The sequence below is a fragment of the Streptomyces sp. NBC_01635 genome (assembly GCF_045209715.1).
Lineage (GTDB): Bacteria > Actinomycetota > Actinomycetes > Streptomycetales > Streptomycetaceae > Streptomyces > Streptomyces hirsutus.
Genome location: NZ_CP109277.1, coordinates 7,141,784 through 7,163,457 on the forward strand (window position 1 = coordinate 7,141,784; position 21,674 = coordinate 7,163,457).

General features: G+C 67.3%; 18 protein-coding genes and 2 pseudogenes. 6 read left to right on the top strand and 14 right to left on the bottom strand.

Annotated features, from left to right (window positions below; genetic code table 11):
- Nucleotides 1-18: 18 nt before the first annotated feature.
- From OHB56_RS33155 to OHB56_RS33165, 3 genes and pseudogenes are all read left to right on the top strand, one after another.
- Complete coding sequence (locus OHB56_RS33155; RefSeq protein ID WP_406357307.1) at nucleotides 19-888, top strand: DUF317 domain-containing protein; 870 nt, start codon at nucleotides 19-21, stop codon at nucleotides 886-888.
- Nucleotides 889-918: 30 nt separating this feature from the next.
- On the top strand, nucleotides 919-1,407 hold the full coding sequence (locus OHB56_RS33160; protein WP_406357309.1) for a hypothetical protein: 489 nt from the start codon (nucleotides 919-921) through the stop codon (nucleotides 1,405-1,407).
- A gap of 34 nt (nucleotides 1,408-1,441) precedes the next feature.
- A pseudogene (locus OHB56_RS33165) lies at nucleotides 1,442-2,225 on the top strand (collagen binding domain-containing protein); the annotation flags it as partial.
- Nucleotides 2,226-2,420: 195 nt separating this feature from the next.
- On the opposite strand, the gene OHB56_RS33170 reads toward OHB56_RS33165, so the two are convergent.
- The 7 genes from OHB56_RS33170 to OHB56_RS33200 all read right to left on the bottom strand — a co-directional run bounded on the left by OHB56_RS33170 (nucleotide 2,421) and on the right by OHB56_RS33200 (nucleotide 10,480).
- The gene (locus tag OHB56_RS33170; protein WP_406357311.1) at nucleotides 2,421-4,538 is read right to left on the bottom strand and encodes an N-6 DNA methylase; all 2,118 of its coding nucleotides are present in this window, start codon (nucleotides 4,536-4,538) and stop codon (nucleotides 2,421-2,423) included.
- Complete coding sequence (locus OHB56_RS33175; RefSeq protein WP_406357313.1) at nucleotides 4,535-5,068, bottom strand: hypothetical protein; 534 nt, start codon at nucleotides 5,066-5,068, stop codon at nucleotides 4,535-4,537. Before OHB56_RS33175 ends, OHB56_RS33170 begins: the two co-directional genes overlap by 4 nt.
- Before the next feature lie 961 nt (nucleotides 5,069-6,029).
- Nucleotides 6,030-8,123, bottom strand: coding sequence for a DUF262 domain-containing protein (locus tag OHB56_RS33180; protein WP_406357315.1), 2,094 nt, complete (start codon nucleotides 8,121-8,123; stop codon nucleotides 6,030-6,032).
- A gap of 307 nt (nucleotides 8,124-8,430) precedes the next feature.
- Nucleotides 8,431-8,625: a hypothetical protein gene (locus tag OHB56_RS33185; protein ID WP_406357317.1), complete on the bottom strand. Its 195-nt coding sequence runs from the start codon at nucleotides 8,623-8,625 to the stop codon at nucleotides 8,431-8,433.
- A gap of 204 nt (nucleotides 8,626-8,829) precedes the next feature.
- Nucleotides 8,830-9,036 carry a DUF6417 family protein gene (locus OHB56_RS33190; protein WP_406357318.1) on the bottom strand — a complete coding sequence of 69 codons (207 nt, stop codon included), beginning with the start codon at nucleotides 9,034-9,036 and terminating at the stop codon, nucleotides 8,830-8,832.
- Nucleotides 9,037-9,413: 377 nt separating this feature from the next.
- The gene (locus OHB56_RS33195; protein ID WP_406359264.1) at nucleotides 9,414-9,938 is read right to left on the bottom strand and encodes a transposase; all 525 of its coding nucleotides are present in this window, start codon (nucleotides 9,936-9,938) and stop codon (nucleotides 9,414-9,416) included.
- Nucleotides 9,884-10,480, bottom strand: coding sequence for a winged helix-turn-helix domain-containing protein (locus tag OHB56_RS33200; protein ID WP_406357320.1), 597 nt, complete (start codon nucleotides 10,478-10,480; stop codon nucleotides 9,884-9,886). The genes OHB56_RS33195 and OHB56_RS33200 overlap by 55 nt, the downstream gene beginning before the upstream one ends.
- A 153-nt stretch (nucleotides 10,481-10,633) precedes the next feature.
- Between OHB56_RS33200 and OHB56_RS33205 the strand changes: the two genes are divergently transcribed.
- A complete protein-coding gene (locus OHB56_RS33205) occupies nucleotides 10,634-12,169 on the top strand; it encodes a protein kinase domain-containing protein (protein ID WP_406357322.1) in 1,536 nt (511 codons plus the stop codon).
- A 688-nt stretch (nucleotides 12,170-12,857) separates the two neighbouring features.
- Here OHB56_RS33205 and OHB56_RS33210 read toward each other — a convergent pair.
- Nucleotides 12,858-14,144 carry an IS110 family transposase gene (locus OHB56_RS33210; RefSeq protein WP_406357324.1) on the bottom strand — a complete coding sequence of 429 codons (1,287 nt, stop codon included), beginning with the start codon at nucleotides 14,142-14,144 and terminating at the stop codon, nucleotides 12,858-12,860.
- A gap of 306 nt (nucleotides 14,145-14,450) precedes the next feature.
- Here OHB56_RS33210 and OHB56_RS33215 point away from each other — a divergent pair.
- Nucleotides 14,451-15,918 (top strand): annotated as a pseudogene (locus tag OHB56_RS33215) (IS3 family transposase).
- 96 nt (nucleotides 15,919-16,014) lie between these two features.
- Here the strand turns inward: OHB56_RS33215 and OHB56_RS33220 are convergent.
- Nucleotides 16,015-17,439, bottom strand: coding sequence for a toll/interleukin-1 receptor domain-containing protein (locus OHB56_RS33220; RefSeq protein ID WP_406357326.1), 1,425 nt, complete (start codon nucleotides 17,437-17,439; stop codon nucleotides 16,015-16,017).
- On the opposite strand from OHB56_RS33220, the gene OHB56_RS33225 reads away from it, so the two are divergent.
- Nucleotides 17,438-17,917 (top strand): HIT family protein, encoded by a 480-nt coding sequence (locus OHB56_RS33225; protein ID WP_406357328.1) that lies wholly within the window; start codon nucleotides 17,438-17,440, stop codon nucleotides 17,915-17,917. The genes OHB56_RS33220 and OHB56_RS33225 overlap by 2 nt on opposite strands.
- Nucleotides 17,918-18,122: 205 nt before the next feature.
- Here the strand turns inward: OHB56_RS33225 and OHB56_RS33230 are convergent, their stop codons facing one another.
- From OHB56_RS33230 to OHB56_RS33250, 5 genes are all read right to left on the bottom strand, one after another.
- The gene (locus OHB56_RS33230) at nucleotides 18,123-18,986 is read right to left on the bottom strand and encodes an HIT family protein (protein WP_406357329.1); all 864 of its coding nucleotides are present in this window, start codon (nucleotides 18,984-18,986) and stop codon (nucleotides 18,123-18,125) included.
- Nucleotides 18,980-19,468 carry a TIR domain-containing protein gene (locus tag OHB56_RS33235; protein WP_406357331.1) on the bottom strand — a complete coding sequence of 163 codons (489 nt, stop codon included), beginning with the start codon at nucleotides 19,466-19,468 and terminating at the stop codon, nucleotides 18,980-18,982. The genes OHB56_RS33230 and OHB56_RS33235 overlap by 7 nt, the downstream gene beginning before the upstream one ends.
- Nucleotides 19,469-19,532: 64 nt before the next feature.
- A complete protein-coding gene (locus OHB56_RS33240; RefSeq protein WP_406357332.1) occupies nucleotides 19,533-20,228 on the bottom strand; it encodes an alpha/beta hydrolase in 696 nt (231 codons plus the stop codon).
- A 210-nt stretch (nucleotides 20,229-20,438) separates the two neighbouring features.
- A complete protein-coding gene (locus OHB56_RS33245) occupies nucleotides 20,439-21,332 on the bottom strand; it encodes an IS3 family transposase (protein ID WP_055593155.1) in 894 nt (297 codons plus the stop codon).
- Nucleotides 21,329-21,634 carry a transposase gene (locus tag OHB56_RS33250; protein WP_381677622.1) on the bottom strand — a complete coding sequence of 102 codons (306 nt, stop codon included), beginning with the start codon at nucleotides 21,632-21,634 and terminating at the stop codon, nucleotides 21,329-21,331. The genes OHB56_RS33245 and OHB56_RS33250 overlap by 4 nt, the downstream gene beginning before the upstream one ends.
- Between the last annotated feature and the right edge of the window lie 40 nt (nucleotides 21,635-21,674).

A 21,674-nucleotide genomic window follows, 5' to 3' on the forward strand; every position in this document is an offset into this window, starting at 1 on the left:
TTCACCCTCAGGAGCCGCGTGCCACCCCACGACGACCTTCACCCCATCGACGGGGACGTCTACGTCTCCCCGCGCTACCTCGCTGGCAGCACCGTGATAGGTGACCCCGGCTTCGCCCCGCTCCGGGACCTCGGCTGGGAACTGGCAAACGACGACCTTGGCAACGCCTACCTGAACGCTCCCGACCGCAAGGTCCGCCTCGGCTACCTCCCGGAAGGCGAGGACGACGGTCTGTGGCGCATCAACGCCTACAAGGACCCGTTTGGACCGCCGGTCTGGGGCGTCTGCTTCAACGACTCCTGTCCGACGGAGTTCGTCACCGCCTTCACCACCGCGCTTGCCGCGGCGTACGAGCAGGGCCCCGACGCCTACCTCGCTGCCCCCGATGCCAGGAGCAAGGACCGCGACCCGTTCCTCGCGGTCGTACCGCTCATCAACCGCGGCTGGCAGATCGACCGCCCCCGCTGGGGAGTATTCGCCGTCCGGTCCGCCGACGGACTCGCCGGGCTGGAGTTCACCACCGGAGACCTCGACCCGGAAGCCGAGCTGACCACCCGCGACGCCCGCTGGCAACTGTGGGCCGGCACCTCACTCGCCCGCCCCGCCTGGTACGCCACCGCCAGCACCGACACCCCCGTCGCCCTCGTCCGGGCCGTCACCGAGTGCGTCTCCGATCCCGCCCCGCTGCCCCGATGGCGCGAGGACACCCACAGCTACGTCGAAGGCATGGCCCGCCTCACTCCGATCCTCCCGCCGCACGCACCGGCCCCGACGCCGCTCGACGTTCAGCGCGCTGTTTCATCCCGCCGCCCGGCCGCCCTCCCTACGGCCAGCGTCCCGCGCTGGAGCACCACCAGCCGACCGGCTCTACCGGGCCCCCGCCGGTAACGCCGGCACGACCTCGACCGGAGACCCCTCTTGTCCCTGCAGGCTCCCGAGTTTTTCGCCGAGCTGTGCCTCCCCTTCATCGACAGCACCGTCGTGGGCAACACCTACTACGCCACCCCCGTCGCGGGCGCACCGCTGCGGCTGCGCATCGGCTTCACCGGCACCATCCACGCGGACACCTACGGCGGCCTGCGCCTGGCGGTCGTCCACGCGGACCGGGGCGAGATCGATGCGGTGGCTCTCAGCTTCGTGGACCACGGCACCTTTCACCGCCGCGACGAAGCCCACCACACCTCCGCGAACAGCAAGCAGTACGGCACGTTCGACAAGTACCACCGCCCCGGCCGGCCGCCGTGGGAGGGCGTCGTCACCACCGGGCTGCGCGATGCCATCGAGCAGTACACCGCCGTCTGGTTCCCCGGCGCGTGGCAGGAGTCCGCGCCGAGCCGCGCTGCGGGCCGTACCGCTCACAAGAGCGTCCCGCCTCCTCCGGGGCCAGGTCCTGGCCGGACCCGATGACCTCCCACCACCTGATCAAGGAGCCCTTCTTCTCGTGCACGCTCGTATCGTCCGTGGCGCCGTCCGATCCGCTGCCCTCGCCACCGCGGTGACCGGCACCCTCACCTGGGCGCCAACCGCGACTGCTCAGTCGGCCGAGCCGACGCCCTCCACCTCCAGCGCCCCCACGAAGAGCCCCGCACCGGACGCTGGCAGCGTCGCCATCACCAAGACGGACCCGGCCGGCGATCCCCTCGCAGGGGCCTCGTTCCTTCTTTTGGACACCGCCGGTCAGGAAGTCGGACGTGGGAAGACCGACGCCCGGGGAAGCTGACCTTTTCCGACCTTGCCCCGGGCGTGTACCGGCTCAAGGAAACTTCCAGCGGCAGCCCGCTCCACGACGTCGTCGCCGACCAGGACGTCATCGTCACCCCGGCGCCACCGCCCACCTGACGATCACCGACCCGTTCAAGGCCGCGCAGGTCGTCCTGAAGGCCAAGGACGACAAGACAGGCAAGCTCCTGCCCGGTTCCTCCGTGAACATCGGCAGCGGCGACAAGACCCTGCTCACCCTCACGACCGGTCCCAAGGGAACGGCGTCCGGCGAACTCCCCGTCTCCAGCCGGAAGACGGAGTTCTGGGTCAAGCAGATCAAGGCCCCCGAGGGCTACGACCTCTACAAGCCGTCGAAGACGTTCACCGCTGGCCCCGGCGCCCCGGTCACCGTGACCGTCACCAACGCCAAGACCGCGACCACCCCGAAGCCCGACCCGTCGGGGACAGCGACGGACAAGCCCACCGCCACCCCCTCCGCCCCACATCGCGGGACGCCATCCGCTATCTGGGAGCAGATCACCGGCGTCACCGGCCGGCCTGCCGCGGCCGGCACCCGGCCCCACCACACCTCGACACACCGTCAGACACCCGCACACCCAGCAACGTGACAACGCTCTAGAGGGCCATCGGCCGGAGCTTCGGTTCCAGACCACAGATCCGGCGTTCTTGGCCGTCGTCACCGGCACTGCGGGCTGGTTTCAGGAATCCTCGGAGTTGATGCGCACCGCTCCAGCGGCTACGGCTTCGACGAGGCTGCGACGCAGTGACGCTGCGCCGTTCAGTGCCTGGTGGGCTGCGGCCTCCAGTTCCCGAACTTCTTTGAGCCGGGATACAAGAAGGGACTGCTCTGAGCGTGGCAGGAGCGGGATTTTCAGGTCGTCGGCTCGGACGCGTTTGACTGTGCTGCCTACTGCTGTGCCGACGTTCTGCTCCGTCGTCAGGAGTTCGGCGACGTAGTACGGGTCGAACATGTCGTTCAACGGGCGCAAGATCAAGAGGAGAGGGCTGAGCAGCACCCTTCCGCCTTCCTCGTCCACGCGAGCTGCCAGGTTCCCGGTGGTTTGCAGGACGATGTCGCCGGGCTGGGTGATGACCGGCTCACGCTCCAGAAGACTCAAGTCGAACTTCTGAGAGTCATCTCCACTGCGGATCCAGGCAGTGGTGACCACCGGGGTGCCCTCGCTGCCAAGGTCCTTCGTTTGAATCCGTTCGATGGCCCTGAGCAACCGGACACTGTCGGCCTTTGCCATGCCACTCACAGTGACCATGCGGACCGCTCCCCGGCCCCGCGCCAGTGAAGATGAGGTCAGATCGCTCACAGACCGGACTTGATCGGCCGCTTGACGGCAGGCCTCGACCTTGCTGAGGACTTCCTCGAGGTCTGGTGCGTCATTGATGAGGGTCAACCACCTGGCGGGGGAGAGATTTCCGTCCTGGGCGAGCAGTTGAGCTACAGAGACGGCATCCGCAGTGAGGTTCTTAGGAACGGTGCGATGCTCACGCCACTGCCGCAGTGCATCGCCGACGGCTTGGACGTCAATGTCCTTGGACTGGCTGTGGTCGATCAGGAGGACCTTGTCGGGATCGGCCGTCTCGCCCGGGCGGGCCAGGACCCACAGGGAAAGAGGGATCATGGTGTTCGACGCCAGACCTCCAGGCAGGGAGATGACGGCTTCGATCGTGCCGCGACGCAGCATCTCGATCCGTGCCTTGCCGGTGGCTCCGGAAGCGAACAGGGTGTGCGGCGGCTGGTACACGAACGCGCGCCCTTGAGGGGCGACGTGCCAGAGGGCGACCTGAAGCCATGCCACGTCCATACTGTTCTTGGGCGGCATGCCGTAGGGGAAACGCTGGTCCAGGTACAGGGCATCGTGGTGTGGGTACCGGAGGCTGTAGGCGGGATCCAGTACGACTACCTGTGCGTTTCCGCCATCGAAGGCGTCCTTGGTGAACACGTCACCACGGCGAATGATTACGTTATTGTGCCCGGTGACCAGGGCTCGCTGGTTCGCCTGGGCCCAGGCGCTGTAGTTGATCTCCTGTCCCGTGAGTGCGGTACGCGCTTCGCCACTGCGTCCGACGGCAAGCAACATGCGCCCGGATCCGGCCGCAGGGTCATGAACGGAGCCGGGCACGCTCGAGGCCACCGCTGCCATCAGCTCCACCAGGACGGCACTGCTTGCGTGCTCGTCATAGCCACGGCGAGCGGTGTTGGTCAGACGGTCCTGGAAGGCTTCGTAGGCCTCCCCCAACTGCAAGACCTCAAGCGAGCTCAGCGTCTCAACGAATAGGTGCAGAAGCCCTGCCTGCTCTGACAAGGCAGAGAGCAGGCGGTGAGAATACCCCGCGGTGAAGATCGGCCCTAGTTCCGGATGGGACTCCTCATAGATTTTCATCCCCCGACTGATGATTTCGGCGAGACGGCCGCCAGCTTCCGGATGCCGCAGACGGGGCCACTGAAGCTCTTCGGGCAGTGACCCGTCGAACCCGGATGATTCAGGATCAGAGACGTAACGCCAGGTGATCAAAGCGCTGGCGGTATCACCCAGCTCCTCAGGAGAGCCAAGCCCCCGCCAGGCGTCCAGCCCACTCCACAGGACCGCGTCAGCCGACAGGGCAGCGATCTCCTTACCCTTGGCTTTCAGCCACGCACGCACCTCAGCGGCATCGAAGCGGGGACTGGCCGCGCTCCCCGCCACAGGCTTGGGGAAGTCCTCATAACGACTGCGCCAGTTACTCACCGTGGACCGCCTCACCCCGGCCAGCTGGGCGATGTCACTGGCCGAGATCGTGAGGCTGGCGGTGGGGCTGCTCATACAGCGTCCTTGTCGTTTCGACGGAACAGGGAAATGACGTTATCGGGCATGGCCGGGCCGAGCCGGACAAGGCCGGGGCCGGCGACCAGACGCATCTGAGGCGAGAAGCCGGTGTCCGGGGGAATCACGATGACCTCGCACCCCGCGACCTTGAGACCGGCAACGGCATAAGCGAAAGCGTGATCGCCAGAGGCGATGACCACACGGGCATACCGGGCGGCGGTCCAAGCAGTGTCCTCGACGACCTCCAAAAGCGCAGCGTCAGCACCGTCCTTGCCGCTGCGCGCCAGCCGCTGCACCCCTCCCTTCCACCCGAAGAAGGCTGCCGAGGCGTTGTAATGGCTGGCTGCGATGACCGTGTGGTCGCCGGGCACGGGCTCGATGGCCGCGCGGATGCGAGCGCAGATCTGGGCCACCCGGGAGACGGTGAGGTCGCAGCTGCAGGCCATGTTCTCGATGTCGATCAGGTAGAGCGTCCGGTCGGGCACCTTGTCGGCCTTGGCCTTGCGCGAGATGTTCTGCCGCTTCATGTCTTGCCCCTCCTCAAGACAGGGCGGCCTTCCTCGCCGCCACCCTCAGTGTGCATCTCGATCATAGAGGTCACATCCCGCCCCGCACAAGATGCAATGTCAGTTCACAAAATTTCAGAAGGCGGTGTGACCAATCAGATCTTTCATCTCGTGAGCTCAAAACGTAGGAGCCGCTCAGCTGCGACCATGGGCCTCACCTCAGGTAATGAGCGAAGGGCTCGTGGTCGCGCAGAGTACGTACGCAGTCGGCTTAGCGGGTGGCCGGCCAGCACTCCATCCCTTCGCGCCACGTCACCAGTACGCGCTCACGCAGCGCAGTCAGTACGGGGTACGGAAGCTCGTCGTCCTACTGCGGCTGGGGAGCACCGCGGCTGCGGGGACAGGCCAACGAGATACAGCAGATCGCGTACGTGCAGAGACCATCCCCGCGGGTGCGGGAGCAGCGCACTCGCGCACGGAGACGGGATGGTTCCATCACCGGCACTCAGTGGGCCTGATCAACCTCTGCTCCCCGCACCGCGGGGATGGTCCGGTTCGCTGCGGCGGCTGGCGCCTCGGTCGTCCCTGCTCCCCGCACCCGCAGGGGTGTTCCGGCGTCGACCAGTTCGGTGTAGCGGGGATCGGTGTCCTCCCCGCCGACGCGGGGGTGTTCCGCTCCGCCCGCCGTCCCCACCGTTCCGGTCCCGGTCTCTCCCGGCACGGTGTGCGTCGACGGCTGGATCTCCGGCTCCACCGGGCGGGGCACCTGCTCCCACCATGGCGGCATCGCTCCCTGACCCCTCGGGCAGCGCCGGCAACCAGGAGCTGGCAAGCGCCCCAAGCACCAGGTGCTCTCCCTGGGAAACCGGGGTCCGCCCCGGAAGAATCTCCGCAATGCTCGTTTCCCCTGCCTTGACGTCCGGCCCGGCGGCACCGCGGCCTCGGGGGCGAGCGGGTCCGCGGCCCCGCAGCGACGGACGGGTCAGGTGATCTTGCGGGCGGACAGCGGGCTGGAGCCGGGGACGGCCCGGATGCCGGGAACGTTGTCGGTGTGGAGCCTGGCGGCCACCGCGCCGGCGCTGATTTCACCGGTCTCGTACTGGCTGGTGCGGGCTGCCACCATCTGCGCGACCGTCAGGACGCTCCCGGCCGGGAGACTCGCGAAGGCCTCGCGTATGTGGCGGGCGACGTCACGGCGGGCTCTGGGCACCTTGACCGTCGCCGGCCTGCCGACGGGCGTGATCTTCTGTGCCTCCAGCCCGGGGGCCGGGAGGTCTGCGACCGAGAGGGCCGGTGCCCCTCCCTCCGGGCGCTGCCAGCGTCGGCAGAACGCCTCCGCCAGATGGTCCGCCCGGGCCAGGACGGCCTCCTCGTCCCACTGCGCGGGCAGGGAACGGTTCAACGACAGCGCACTGTGCAAGAGGATTTCGGAGCGCTTGCGCTCCCAGGGGCCGTTGGAGACTGCCGGGTTGAGCCTGCGGGTGAGCAGGGTCAGGTTCCCCAGGGTATGGACGAGTACCTGCCGGCGCTGATGAGCTTCAACACTGCCGCGGTCCCCGTTATCGGGAAGCGGCCAGTGTTCCTCCCAGGCCTGGGGCAGCAGGTGCTCGATCGTCAGTTCCCCCTCGTGGACGATCCGCTCGGTCTTGCCCGAATACAGCGTGGCCTCCAACTCGGCCAGCAGCAGCCGCAACCGGGTGCGGGTGAGATGCTTGTACAACGGATGCGAACGGAAGACGTAGCGGATGTCGTGATCGCGGGGCCAGAAGCCAGAGTCGGCGTCCTGCCGGAGCAGGAAGTCGGTCACCACCGCCGGATCGTCCTTGGCCTTCAGCTCCTTGAGCAGTTCCAGAAAGAGCCGGTTGTAGTTCTTCGTCGTCAGACGGCAGACCGTGCGGCGCATCAGGTAGGAGTCCAGGGCCATCACCGCGCCGGCCCGGTCGTCCTCGTCGAAGCGGGTGACCAGCCACAGCAGCACGGGCACAACGGTGTTGGCGTCCAGGACACCGACGGTGTGCAGGAACCGGCCCCCCGGGGTGGCCGGCTGTTCCTCGGCCGTCAGCCGCCGGTAGGCGCCCGCCCGGTCCACCATGCGCCCCATCAAGTCGACCAGGGGCATCTCGGAGTCCGCGAGGTACCTGCGGAAGGTCAAGAAGAGCTCGGGAGCCAGTACCTCAGCGGCGAGTTCGCAGGTCAGGTACTGCGTGAGGAAGACGTCCAGCCGAGGGCGCTTCAGCCTTCCCTGCCGTATCTCCTTGCGCCAGTCCGGCGTCTCCAGCTGCGCCCACACGTCCCGGTAAAGCTCCTCCACCAACAGCCCCTGTTCCTCCGCCTTCTGGAAGACAAGGTTCTTGACGAGATCGGAGGCCTGCAGCGGGGTGCCGCGGTCGTTGAGCGCTTCGAAGATGACCTGGGCGTTGTCCTCGGGCTTGAGATCGATCACGACGAGCTCGAACTTGTCCCGCAGCACACGCACCAAGGCGTCGAAACCCTCGTCCACTGTGCTCTCGTACAGCAGCTCTTGTGCCCACTCGACGGTGCGGTCGCGGAAGAACCAGTACGCCTGAACGATCGCCGAGGCACCCGAAGCAGCAGGGGCGGCGACGTCGACGGCCCGCCGCAGCCCACCGTCCACGACTGCGCAGAAGGGCACCCGGTCGATGTTGGTGGGCCACACCTTGTAGACCGCGTGCGGGTCGTCCGTCATGTCGTCGTCGTTGGCGGTGAGCTTGGCAAGCGCGCGCACGTACCTGTCCTGGACGTCGAGCTCCCGTGCCACGTCGCGTACCGCCGCGAGGAGGACCTGCAGCGTCGTCAGCCGCTGCTGGCCGTCGATGACCTGCCGGGCAGGCATCGACCCCGTGGGGGTCGGCATCTGATCCAGCACCACGGCACCCAGGAAGTGCGGATGGACCTCCTCACCCGCCAGCCTCCGACGGACCAGAGCAGTGACGTCCTCCCACAGCGGACGCCAATTCCTGTCCTCGGTCCAGACGTACGGCCGCTGGAAGACCGGGACGACAAGACGCTGATCCGGTCCGAACAGCCCGTGTAGCGTCCTCGCTCTGGCTTCCACCGCTGCTCCTCGTCTTCCGTGTCCCCGCCTGCCTCGCCGACCGGGTTCAAGCCCTCACCGGCGACCGGCCGGATGCCGCCTCCGCCCGGCTTCAGCTACCCCATTCAAGGCTTGAGGCGCCGTCAAGATTTTACCGAGCGATGCCTTTTACCGTGGGGGTGTCCCCTTTCCGTCACGGTGTCTCCACGTTATGAGGGGAGGCTCACCGGCAGCCCTCGGCCGGAAACCCGAAGCTGGTCTTCGCCGATGACTTGGCTCGGCCTCCGGCGGGGCGCGGCGGAGTATCCAATGGGATGACGTGCTCGTCCTACGGCGTCCGCGCGATGCCGGGTCCGAGGGTCCGCCGGCCTTTCCGCTCGGCCACGTCCGGGCGCTCGCCGTCGTCCAGGAGTGCAGCGGGCTCGATCCGCTCGACGGGCAGAAGCCGCAGGGCCGTGTCCGTCGTCGGCGTGTTCCTGGTGGCGCTCGGGCCGGTGCCGAGAGGGCGTCGAAGGGTGCTCACCGGAGGAGCCTCCCACGCGCGCGTGGGAGGCGTCGCGACCGGTCCGCCAGTCGCATCCTGGGGCGCGCTCCGGGTCACTTCCTGAGTCGTGCCCTGGGTCACCTCGGGGTTCGTCGGCGCGGGCCGTGGAGGTATACCCCGACCCGGGAGACAAGGGATGCCCCGCCGGGCGGCCGGTACGCCGACTCCTTGTCCGGGGAGCCCTCAGTTCTCCGACGGGATGCGCGCGGCGATCTCCTTCGCCAGCCGGTCCGCCTCCGGCGACATCGGCCCCTCCTGCTGCGCCACCGTCAGCAGCAGCCGCAGCAGATCGTGTGCCTCCTCCAGGGGCAGCAGCGCCAGCCGCTGGGCCGTGTGATCCACCGGCGTGTACTCGCTCTCATCCGGGCCGAGGTGCTCGTCGTCATCCATGACCAGCGCAACGACTCCCCGGGCGCCACGGTCACGTCCGGGTTCTGGGGCGGCCCCACCGGGGCATGGAGCATGCGGGCCGCCCGGACGGGTGCGGCTCGGGCGGCGGCACAGTTCTGGTAGTAGACACTGCCCCCCGCTACTGCCGCTGCCTCCACTGCTGTTTCCTCCGCTGCCGGAGCCGGCGGCGGGCCTCGCGGTAACCGTCTCGTTTACCTCAACCTCCACGGTCTTGGTCACGGTCGGCACGGGCTCGGGCTTTGCGGTCGGCGTGGCGGTCATGGTCGCGGTGACGGTGGCCGCAGCTGTCTACACACCGGCCCACCAGCAAGATCACGATCTACAGCTGGAGTATTACTGATCTCGGCTCTTTGGGGTTATGGCGGTGGGAGTCCGGTCTCGGTCATGAAGCCGTCGAGCGCGGTGGGCCGGTACTGCAGGCTCTTGAGCCGGTTGCGGACCAGGGCCTCGAGCCGGCCGACCGTCCCGGCGGTGAGGTTGGCCAGAGTCCGCTTGCACTGCGACCAGACACCCTCCACCGGGTTCAACTCCGGCGCGTATGCCGGCAACAGGAAGACCGTCAGCCAGGAACGGGCGGCGACCAACTGCTGCATCGCCCGGGAGACATGGGTGCCCAGCCGATCCCAGACCAAGACGATCGGAGCCCTCAGCAACCGGTGGGCGCCGTCGATCAGGTGGATGTAGTCGACCTCCGACAGGCTGCGCCGCTCGCCCCGGCGACCGCGGTGGACCCGAATGCGGTAGCACAGCCGGGTCCGCGCACCGGGCCGCAGCGCGATCAGCCCCGCCATGGACACCCGGCCCGAGCCACGACCGCCGGACACTCTCACCAGCGGGGTGCGTCCGCGCCGGCCCCAGGTCCGTCCCCGGGGCGGCCGCAGGTGCTGGCCGGCCTCGTCCTCGAAGCACAGCCAGCCCCCGACGGCCGCCCGCGCCCTTTTACCTCCGGCCAGATGTTCTTCTTCCACGCGGCTACCGCCACCTCGTCGCGCTCGGCCGCCCGATGCGCGGGCATCTGCGGGGTGAACCCGAGCCGGCGCATCAGCCGGGTCGCGCCGGAGACGCTGTAGGAGACGTGGAAGCGGCGGCCGATCAAGGTGGCGACCCGGGCGCCGGTCCACACCTGGTCCTCATCCCAGCCGTGCGCGGCCGGTCCCTGCTCCAGCATCGCGGCCAGCTTCTCGCACAGTGCCGGGCGGAGCTTGCAGCGCTGCCCGCCCGGTCCCCGAGAGACCAGCGACGCGGTGCCGCCGGCGCTCCAGGACCGCCGCCACTGGTAGGCGGACTTCGGTGTCACTCGCAGCAGCTCGGCGACCTCCGGCGCGGTGCTCCCGGCCGCGAACAGCTCCGCGGCCCGCATCCGCAGTGCCTCACGTCGCGCGCGTTCCCTGGCGGTCATCCCGCCACCGTCTGCGTACCTCATACCTTCCGGTGTAGCGCGGCCACCGCACACCGCCACCCAGTCTGACCGTCAACAGTGAGACCCCAAAGAGCCGAGATCAGTAAGCCCATACCGCATGGCGGTACGCTGCTGCTGCCAGGGGCAGACCATGAGGTGAGCAGGGGGCCGAGGTTAGTGGAACGAGACGTGCAGGCAGGCCGGTTAGTTAGCTCGCGGTACCGGCTGCTCGACAAGCTCGGGTCCGGTGGTTTCGGACAGGTGTGGAAGGCGCACGACGAGAAACTGCAGGTCGACGTAGCGCTCAAGGAACTCCGGCTGCCACCTTTGGCCACCGACGCTGATCGGACCGAGTGGACGGTCCGTGCCAACCGGGAGGCCCGCAAGGCTGCTGCCTTGCGGGATCACCCGCACATCGTTGCGGTCCACGACGTGGTTGTCGAGGACGGAATTTCGTGGACCGTGATGCAGCTGATCGTCGGGCATTCGTTGCAGGACCACCTCCACACGCGGGGGGCGCTCTCAGTCACCGAGGCAGGGCACATTGCCACAGCAGTCCTCAAGGCTCTAGGTGCAGCGCATGACGCCGGGATTGTGCACCGGGACGTCAAACCCGCCAATGTGATGATTGCCGATAGCGGCCAGGTACTGCTCACCGACTTCGGCATTGCCGTCCACCCAAACGAGACCGCCCTGACGAGTCCGGGGGCGCTCGTCGGCTCACTCGACTACATTGCCCCAGAACGCATCAAGGGACAGGACGGCCAGCCAGCTGGTGACCTGTTCTCCCTCGGTGTGACCTTGTACCGAGCCATCGAGGGCGTCTCCCCATTCAATCGGGAGAATACGCAGACCACGTTGGCGGCCGTGCTGGCCTACGACCCACCGCCGGCTCAGCGTGCCGGGCGGCTAGCCCCGCTGATCACCCGGCTGCTGGAGAAGGACCCAGATCGGCGGCCGACCATCGCCGAGGCGCTGGCGCTCATCAGCAGGCCGTTCCCTGCTCCGGCACCACCCGCGCCTGCGCCATCACCATCGGTACCACGCGCGCCTGTGTCGCCCGTTTACGAGCCCACCGAGATCGTCGGCGCGCCCGCACAAGTCACGGCCGTCGCCCCACCCCCGGGACCGCACGCAGGAGTAAGCCTGTCCCGGGGACAGACGATCAAGCTCGTACGCCCCGACGGCCGCGCCCTCACCACGGTCCGAATCGGTTTCCGTTGGCAGGCCACCCCGCAAAGTTGGCCATACGGCAACCACACCCCGACGATCGACCTCGACGCGTTGGCGCTGCTGTTCGCCGACCGGCAGCCATGCGACCTCGTCTTCTTCCGCCATCAAACCAGCGACGACGGCTCGGTCCGGCATACTGGCGACAGCCTGGTGAACTCCCCTGAAGGAACCGACCACGAAGCCATCCTGGTCGACCTGTCCCGCGTCCCAAGGCACATCAACCAGATCATCTTCATTCTGAACTCCTTCATCGGGCAGACCTTCGAAGCTGTCCAGAGCACCTTCTGCCGGGTAATCGACGAGACCGTCGGCCATGAGCTTGTCCACTTTGCCGTCACCGACCACATGGGTCAACACACCGGCCAAATCGTGGCCAAAGTGAATCGGGATAGCGACAGCTGGCGGATGACCACCATCGGCGCCCCGGCTCACGGCCGCAACATCCAGGAATTGATGCCAGCGATCCTGCCGCACCTGTGACGCCCAAGCCGATCCAGCAGCAACGGTTCTCGGCAACCGTCATGGCTTCTTGCAGCGGCAGCACGCCCTACAGGCCTCGACCTACTTTGACAGGGAGGGATGACGCGAATCTGGTCTCGTGTGCCGGGCTGGTCCCGGTGATGCGGCTGGCCGAGCTGTGCGGGCTCGCCCGTCTGACGGCGGACAAGGTGAAGTTGGGCAGGGCGAAGAACGGTGCGGGTGCCGCGGCGGACGCCAAGGTCACCAGCATGGTGGCCGGGATGGTGGCGGGCGCCGACAGCATCGATAACCTGGACGTGCTGCGGCACGGCGCCATGCCGACCCTGTTCGGCGGATCCGCGCCCCGTCTACGCTCGGCACCTTCCTGCGCGCGTTCACCCACGGCCACGCCCTCCACTTCACGCCGCGCACCGGAAGTTCCTGGGCGTCCTGGCCCGGCACACTTCGCTGCTGCCCTGCTCGGGCGAGAAATCATTCATCGACGTCGACTCCACCCATAAACGGGTCTACGGCCACGCCAAGCAGGGCGCGGAGTACGGCCGGTTCAAGGGCCTCCGCACCCTGTCAATCCCCTCGGACTGTGGGCTTTGCTCAGTACCCTCTGAACGGAAAATCCCAGGTCAGCCGGGCAGGCGGCAGCGTCAGTTCGGCGTCAGCCGGGTGGACGGACTTGGAGCGGTTGTGGTGCTCAGACCGCAGTTTCCACGGGGGTGAGGGTGACCTGGTGGCCGAGGGCCTGGAGCTGGCGGACGAGAGCCTGGGGCTTGCGGACGGGGTTGACCAGGCGTTGGTGGTGGTCGGGCCCGAGGTCTTCGAAGCGGGCGGCGGGATCGTTGATGATGTGCCAGACGATCACCAGCATCGACCGGGCCACCGCGACGAGGGCCTTCTTGCGTCCCCGGTGTTTGACGAGTCTGCGGTAGCGGGCTCCGAGGAAGGTCTCGGTCCGGGCCGCGGCCATCGCCGCTTCCCCGATCATCCCCTTGAGCCACGGGTTGCCGTGCCCGGTGGGCCCCGAGGTGTTCTTACCGCCGGACTGGATCGTGCGAGGCGCGAGCCTGGCCCACGAGACCAGGTGGCCGGAGGTCGGGAAGACCCGCATGTCCGGGCCGAGTTCGGCAACGATCACCTCGGCAGCGGTCCGGCCGATCCCGGGGATCTCGTCCAGACGCTCGACCAGCGACAGCAGTCCCGCCTCGCCGGTCCCGCCCGGGGCGCCGCGCGGCCGGCCTGTGTCCCCCTCCGCCTCCGGCAGACGGATCCCGGCAAGCTGGGCGGTGATCCGCTGCGACAGTTCGTCCACCTGGACGGTCAGCGCCTCCACCAGCGCATCGCGCTTGGAGACCAGCCGGCCACGGGCCAGACCAGCCAGTGCCTGCGGACTTCGCTCCCCACCGATCAGCGCCTCCAGCATGGCGCGTCCCGAGACGTCGAAGAGGTTGGTGGCCACCGACGAGAGTTTGATCTGCGCGTCCTCCAGCACCTTCTCGATGCGCTGCCTGTTACGGCTGCGCTCGCCGATGAAGACCGAGCGGAGCCGGGTCAGGTCGCGCAGTTCCCGGATCGGCTTGGGCGGCACGAAGGAAGGCCGGAGCATGCCCCGTTCGGCGAGCTTGCACAGCCACACCGCGTCGAGCTTGTCGGTCTTGGGGCGGCCCGGGACGTTCTTGACGTCGCGGGCGTTGACCAGCCAGCACTCCAGACCTCGGGCTTCGAGGAGGTAGAACCACGGCTTCCAGTAGCTGCCCGTCGCCTCCATGACCACCCGGGTGACGCCCTGGCAGAGCAGGTGATCGCCCAGTTCCAGAATGGCGTTCGTGGTCGCCCCCACATTCCACACCCGCTGGGTGCGGCGTCCCTCGATCCTTTCGTGCGGCAGACGCAGGCACAGCATCCCGGATGCCTTGGCCACATCGATCGCGGCGACTCGCTCCACCAGTTCCGCTGTCTGGTCGACCGCCTCGGACTCATCCATCCACGTCCCCTCCCTCACACGGACCTGCCGGCCGGCAGCCACCCGCAGGGCCGTGAGGGGAAACGAGAATCTGAACGGCGTGCTCGAAGGCGATAGTGCGCGGCCCCTCCGGCCGGCCCCGGCGCCAGACTCTGTCCCGGGCTCACTGTCCCAAAGAGGGAGCGACGTCGACGGGCGGCTACCACGGCCCATTTTCACGCCTGTGAGGCGTCCCCGCAGGGGATATGGGGGACTCTGTCAAAGTGGGTCGAGTCAGGCATACTGGATGATTCATTGAGTCGAGGGCGGAGAAGGAGTAGTGCCCGGGTGGCCAGCAGGGATGACCACGGGACCCCTGATCCGCAGGCAGCAGCCCGTTCGACCGGTCCGCGCCGGTACACCGCGGAGTACAAGGAGAGGATCCTCGCCGAGCACGAGACGCTGGACAAGAAGGGCAAGGGTGCCCTGCTGCGGCGGGAGGGCCTGTACTCGTCGCTGATCACGACGTGGCGGCAGCAACGCGACAAGGGCGCCCAGACCGCTCTCGCCGCCCCGGCCGGACGCCCGAAGGCGGACCCGCGGGACCGGGAGATCGCGAAGCTGCAGGCGGAGAAGGCCCGCCTTCAGGCCGAGCCGGCCAGGGCCCGCACCGTCATCGCAGTCCAGGGAAAACTCTCCGCGCTGCTCGACCAGCTCGCCACGGACAGCGCCCCGAACCAGAACGGCGAGAAGAACCAGTGACCACGGCCCCGTTCCCGGCCGTGTTCGAGGCCGCCCGCGACCAGGCCCTGGAGAAACTCACCTCGGTCGTTGGACGGGTCCAGGCCTGTGCGGCACTCGGCGTGAGCCGGGCCACCTACTACCGCCACCACCGCCGCAGCCCCGCACCCGACCGGCCGCGACGCCAGCGCCGCCGGCACCCACGCGCCCTCACCCCCGAGGAGGAGAGACGGCTCCTCGACGTGTTCCATTCCCCAAAGTTCGCCGACATGGCGCCCGCCGAGATCTACGCCGTCCTTCTCGACCGGGGCGTCTACCTGTGCTCGAGCCGACGATGTACCGGATCCTGCGCAAGCACGGTGCGGCGAGAGAACGCCGCCGCCGGGCCGTCCACCCGCCCCGGACCGTCCCCGAGCTGGTCGCCGACGGCCCGAACCGGGTCCGGAGCTGGGACATCACGAAGCTGAAGGGGCCGGTCAAGGGCGTCTACTGCTGCCTCTACACGGTCATCGACCTCTTCAGCCGCTACACGGTGGGCTGGATGATCGCCGACCAGGAGAACCAGGACCTCGCCGAGCGGTTCCTGTCCGAGACCATCACCAAGTACGGCATCGCACCAGGCCGGTTGACCGTCCACTCGGACCGCGGGTCCCCGATGGTCGCGCAGAACGTCGCCCGGATGATGGCCCATCTCGGCGTCACCACGTCGCATTCGCGGCCGAAGACGTCCAACGACAACCCGTACAGCGAGAGCCGGTACAAGACCCTGAAATACCGGCACGACTTTCCCGAGCGTTTCGGCTCCCGCGAGGACGCCCGGGCGTGGTGCACCCGCTTCTTCACCTGGTACACCGAGGAGCACCGCCACTCCGGGATCGGCTTGCACACCCCCTGTGACGTGCACTTCGGCCTCGCCGGACAGCTCCGCGAGATGCGCGCCGACGTCCTTCGGGCGGTCTGTGCGAAGCACCCCGAGCGCTTCGTCTGCAAGCCGCCGGAGCCTCCGAAGGTCCCCGCAGCGGCCTGGATCAACAAGCCGGCACCGGACGGCCCACTGATCTCGGCACAGCGTTAGAACGATCTACCTGCCTTGATCGCTTTGACAGGTTCCGCCCAGTCTGGCCGTCAACGGTGAGACCCCAAAGAGCCAAGATCAGTAAAGGGCGCAAGCTCAGTGGGCGCGTCCGGTGGAAGGCTGGGTCGGCTTAGTGCGGGCAGGGGAGCTCAGTTCCTCGACCGTAGCCGCAAGTGCGGCCCTCCGCGGCTCGATCTCCGCGTACACCACCCGCCGGAGCCAACGCTGATGTCGGTAGAGCGTCTCCACAGTGGCCAACGCGACGAGTGGGCTCGTCAGCGTCGCGGCCAGCCCAAGCACGGTCACCGCGCCGGCTGGCCAGGCGAGGGCCAGCACTGTGTTCGCTGCGATCCACACCGCGTACACGCTGAAGGGCCCCGGCATGTCCTCGGTCAGCCAACGCAGCCGGGACCGTTCCGTCTCCCCCCTCAGCCTGTACAGCGCATGCTCGATCTCCTCAAGCTCCACACTCGCCTTGCCGCGCTGCTCTCGCGTGAGCCGGCTCGTCCACGCGGCAACCCGTTCTTCCAGCCGGGCCACCGTCCGGCGCAGCAGTCGGCGGGGCACTCGTCGAGGCAGCTTGGTCGGCCACCGGTTCCACTGTTCCCGCTCCCTCGCGTCTGCCTGAACGATGCGCATCGCCATCCAGAACAGGACGAAAGCAAATACCACTGCGAAGAGCACGGCCCCGGGCTCGACTTCTCCGGTCCACAGGCGAACGGCGATGGCCAACCCCAGGAGGAACAACACGATCAGAGGACCGGACGTCAGAAGGAGGTACGTCCGCTCAGACACACCGTGCAGCCAGTGCTCGAAACGATTGAAGACACCCCGCAGGGGGACGCACAAAGTGAAGACCAGGAGCAGACCGAAGGACATCGCCCCGATCGACACCGGGGCGAGCCAGGGCTCGCTGCGAGGGTCACCTGCGACGGCCCAGGCAAGGCCAGTGACCACCACCGCAGCCAGGATCGTCCGGACGGTCAGCCAACACCCGCTGACGGTGCTTCGATCCGGCTTCGAAGGCTGATAGATCTCCCACAACGGGGCTACGTGGTCTCTTTCGAGCAAGGCGACCAGCGCTTCCCGCCCGGGAACCCACATGTCGCTGGCCAAGGAGCTGAGGAAATGCGCGTTCTTGAGGGCGAACTCACTCAAGTTTTCCGGCAGTTCATCAGCCGACGGCGGTTCTGCTCCCGCCAGCACTACTGGGATGACGGCCTTGCCGGTTCGCAGCGCTGTTTCGATCTCCATCCGGACCCAGTCGTCCTCGCGGAACAGCCGGCGAACACCGTCCTCGTCCCTCTCGGCCGCCCAGCCCTCGTGGATCACCGCCAGCAGGACCTCAGCGTCGGCCAAGCGCTTGCGCAGCTCGTCCGGGTACCGCCGACCGGGAGAAATCGACTCCACGTCCAAAAACACCTGATCGGCACCGAAGTGCTCGGCGAGCCGGTCTCGCACCGCGCGGACCGTACCCCTGTGCTGCTCGCTTCTGCGGTAGTTGATGAAGATCCCACCCATGGCACGGTCCTATCAGAGAGGGCCGCGCGACACGCAAGGAATGATGACAGACCACCTGATGGAAACTTGCGCCTTCTGCGACATCGTCGCGAATCCCACTCGCGCGCGTGTCGTCCACGAAGACGACCACGCGGTCGCCTTCTTTCCGCTGACCCCGGCCACCTGGGGCCACACCCTCGTCGCACCGAGGGCCCATGCCGCGGACCTCTGGGAGATGACCGACGTGGAAGTGCAGCACCTGATGCGCACGGTAGTGGCGGTCGGCAGAGCGCTGCGCGCTGTTCTCGAACCCGCCGGCATGAATGTCATCCACTCGGCAGGACGGGCTGCCTCGCAGACCGTATTCCATGCGCACGTGCACTTGGTGCCACGTCTGCCGGGGGACGCCATGGGCGAGATCTGGCCCCCGCGAGAGCCGCCCCGGAACGAAACCGAGCTGGACGAACTGGCACGGCGGATCAGATCCAGAGGGCGATGAGCACGAGATCCGCCGCCACCAGAGCCCCGTAGAGGAGGACGAGGGTCTGCGACAGGACGGCACAGCGCTCGCGTCGACGAACAGATGAAGACCACAACTGCAAGCGAACGCAAAGAAGCTGGTTGAGCATATGGCAATGGCGGTTGCCGACAGCTGGGAACAGGCCGACACCCTCTCTCTCACAGAAAACTCTTCAACAGTCGCCTCAGCGGTAGAGCAGCCAGACAGCCACACCCAGCCCGGCCAGCAGCAAGGGGCCGTACACGGGAGCGACCGCCCACGAGCGCACATCTGGCCAATCAGGCCAATAGTTCATCCTGGTGCCCGCTGGTGACGCCAGAGCCGGGTTCATAGAGAATGCTGGGATGGGGCGGCCTGCTGCTACCTCGTCGTAAAGCTTACGAAAAGCACGCTCCTGCTTGAGGTAGTTGGCATCGAGAACACCGAAGACAAGTACCGCTAGACAGCCAAGAAGTGCCACCAAAATTGATTTATTGGTGACCGCGTAGCCGTAAGTCACGGTTACTATCGGAAGCAGCCATGCCTTGGAGGATGACGACGCCTGCGACATGCGGGTAATTACGGCTTGGATGAACGACAGGTGCTGCCGGCGATCCTCGGTCGAGACGGCGCCTGCCTCGTTGGGCAGTGCGGCCTGGATCGCGGCAAGGGTCTGGCTTTGAGCTCGGTCGTCTTCGGCCGCACCTGTCGGCCAGCGAAGGGTCATGCGGTCGTCGGACCAGCGAGGCACCAGGTGGAAATGCACATGGGGCACGGTTTGGGTGGCGGCCGCTCCAGTTGACTGGATCACGTTCAACCCGTCAGGCGATAGGGCTGCGCGGATCGCACGTGCTGTCCGGAGGAGCGCTTCGCTCAAGTCGCGACCCTCAACAGCAGTTAGGTCGGCGAGGTCCGAAACATGTCGGTTTGGCACAATCAGGGTGTGGCCGCGGGTGGCAGGTTCCAAAGGGAAGAACGCAGCGATCTCTTGACTGCGATACACCATCCTAGCGCTGGTGTCGTCCCCTGCGGCGATCGCACAGAACGGGCATGTGGAAGGGCTTACCACGATCGCTTAGTCACCCCTTGACTCGACCAAGTCTCAAGGTTGTCAAGCAGTTTGTTGTAGGTCGCCTTGCTATCGATCTTCCCAGACCAATCCCGAGTCGTGGGGTCAAAGATCGGCACCGAGCCCACACCATCGGCCTTTGCGAAGGGATCGGAGCCAGCGCCGTCGACACTTCCCAGGGACGAGAGCCCATGGATTCGGATTCCCAGCAGTGGCTTCTTGTCAGCCCACGCTTTCTCGATCTCGTAGGTCACCCACGGCCGACTCGCCGTGTACTTGCCGATCAGAACGATGACAGCCTTCTTGTAGGCCATCTGGTTGTGGATCCAGTTCTTGATTGCCTGTTCTCCGCCCCTGCGTATCTGCTCCCACTCCTGAGGGTTCAGCAGTGGTTGACCCGCAAGCGCGTTCATATTGCGTATCAGCTGTACGCGGTGGACGTCTTGTTCGTAGTGGAAGCTGTAGAAGACCGACTTGGCCATATGATCCCGATCTGAGAGTGCCGACGTAGTTGGCTGCGACTCTAGGGCGTGTATCGAAAGTGGATCAAGCCGTAGTGGCGAGTTCGACGAGGTGCCGGGCTGTGCCAGCGGGATCGATGATCTGATGGAGGTGCGCGCCGGGCAGGTGTGCCACGCGCCAGCCGCGTTCACGCGCCTTGGCGGCAAGGCCGTCATACGGAGGGCCGAACAGCAAGTAGGAACAGGGATGGTCGTCCCAGCCGCCGGGGGCCGGGATGTGCTGCTCGTAGTAGGACAGCGGCAGGGTGGGCTGCTCCTCGATGACGGTCCGCCGCACCAGCGGATCGGAGAACATGGGTGCGACGTCTGCCTCGTCCCACCAGTCGGTCCAGCGGGGCAGCCTGCCGTTCACAGCCATCGCGCGGAGGAACTCCAGCACCTCGGGTGAGGCGACAGGGGTCGGTCCGATCCGGGCCGGCAGGGCAGCATCGACGAAGATCGAGCTGGTCACCGGATGGTCGAGGCCCGAGCGAATCACCGGGAGAAACAGGCCTGCGTTGCTGTGTACCACCAACGTGACGGGACTGCCGACCGGGACCTGCCGCAGGTCGTCGCGGACGGCGTCCACAATGCGGGGCCAGAAGGGCGGAGCACCGGCGCCGATGTGCAGCAGGGACGGCACCCGCACCTGGTGTCCCGCCGCCGTCAGGTGTTCGGCCGCCGGGTGCCAGGTCGAGGGGCCCACGGACGGACTGTGCACGAGAACGAAGAGCGGCTGCATGTGACGATCCTGTCGCTCATGCCAGGGGAGGCGGGGCAGTATGGGCTGACAGCAGCACGCTTCGTTCCGAACAAGCCCGTGTCCCAGCACGGCCGTTCACGAGGCCCCCTCAGTCAGTGCGGAGGCCTCAGTTCAGTCCTGCGTGGGAGCGGCGGCATGGTGGACGTGAAAGGTGAGTGGACTTTCCCCGTGACGTTGGACACTCGATGCTTACGCCGCGAGGGCATGTCCTTGCTCGTGCCGCTGCCGGATCTCCAGCGGGGTCAGGTAGCCCCAGTGCGGGTGCTTCCGTAGCCGCTTGCGGTTGTAGAAGGTCTCGATAAAGGTGAAGATCTCGGCGCGGGCGGTGGCTCGGTCGGGCCAGCGGCGGGTGCCGATCTCTTCCTTCAGTACTGCGAAGAACGACTCGGCGACGGCATTATCGAAGCACGAGCCGGTCCGGCCCATGCTCTGCCGCAGCTTCAACCGGCCTATCTCCCGCCGGAGTTCCTCGGACGTGTACTCACTGCCGCGATCCGAGTGCACGATGCAGCCCGGCTGGAGCCGACCGCGGCCGGCGGCCATCGCCAGCGCGTCGACGACCAGGGACGCCCGGTGGTGGCCGGCCATCGAGTAGCCGACGATCTCGCGGGTCGCCAGGTCCAGCCAGGTCGCCAGGTAGAGCCAGCCCTCCTCGGTGGCGATGAAGGTGATGTCGCCGACCAGCTTCTCGCCCGGCGCGCTCGCCGTGAAGTCGCGGCCGATCAGATCCGCAGCGGGCACCGCCTTCTTCGCCGGGCGGGTCAGTGAACGGCGTTTGCGCCGGGTGATCCCGGCGATGTCGCGCTCACGCATGATCCGCTCCACGCGCTTGCGGTTGATCCGCCTGCCCGACCTGCGCAGTGCGGCGTGGATGCGCGGCACTCCGTATGCGTGTCTGGAGGCGATGTGCAGCACGGTGATCTCGTGGGCCAGGGCGTCGTCGGCGGCCTGGCGGGCGGCGCGGGCCTGCTCGCCGGCCCGCCAGGCGTAGAACGAGGACCGGGCAACCTTCAGCAGCCGGCACAAGAGAGCAACACCATGGGTGGTCTTCTCCGCTTCGATGAACACGTACACGTCGTTCACCGATCGCTCTCCTTCGCGAAGAAGACCGCCGCTTTTCGCAGCACCTCGATCGTCTCGGCCTGCTCACGGGCCAACTTGCGCAGCCGACGCAGCTCCTCCCGCTCGGCCGTCGTCAGCTCGCCCGGTGCCCCCTGGCCCTGGTCGACCTGGTCCTGCCTGACCCAGTTGCGCAGCCCCTCGGCGCTGACGCCGAGTTCCCGGGCCACCTCGGTGACGGTCCTGCCGGAGGAGCGGACCAGAGCGACCGCGTCCCGCTTGAACTCCTCCGTGTACCGCCTACTGCGGTTGCTCTTGTTTCCCACCTGGCACTACTTCCTCTGGAACCTCACGTCCCAGTCTCCA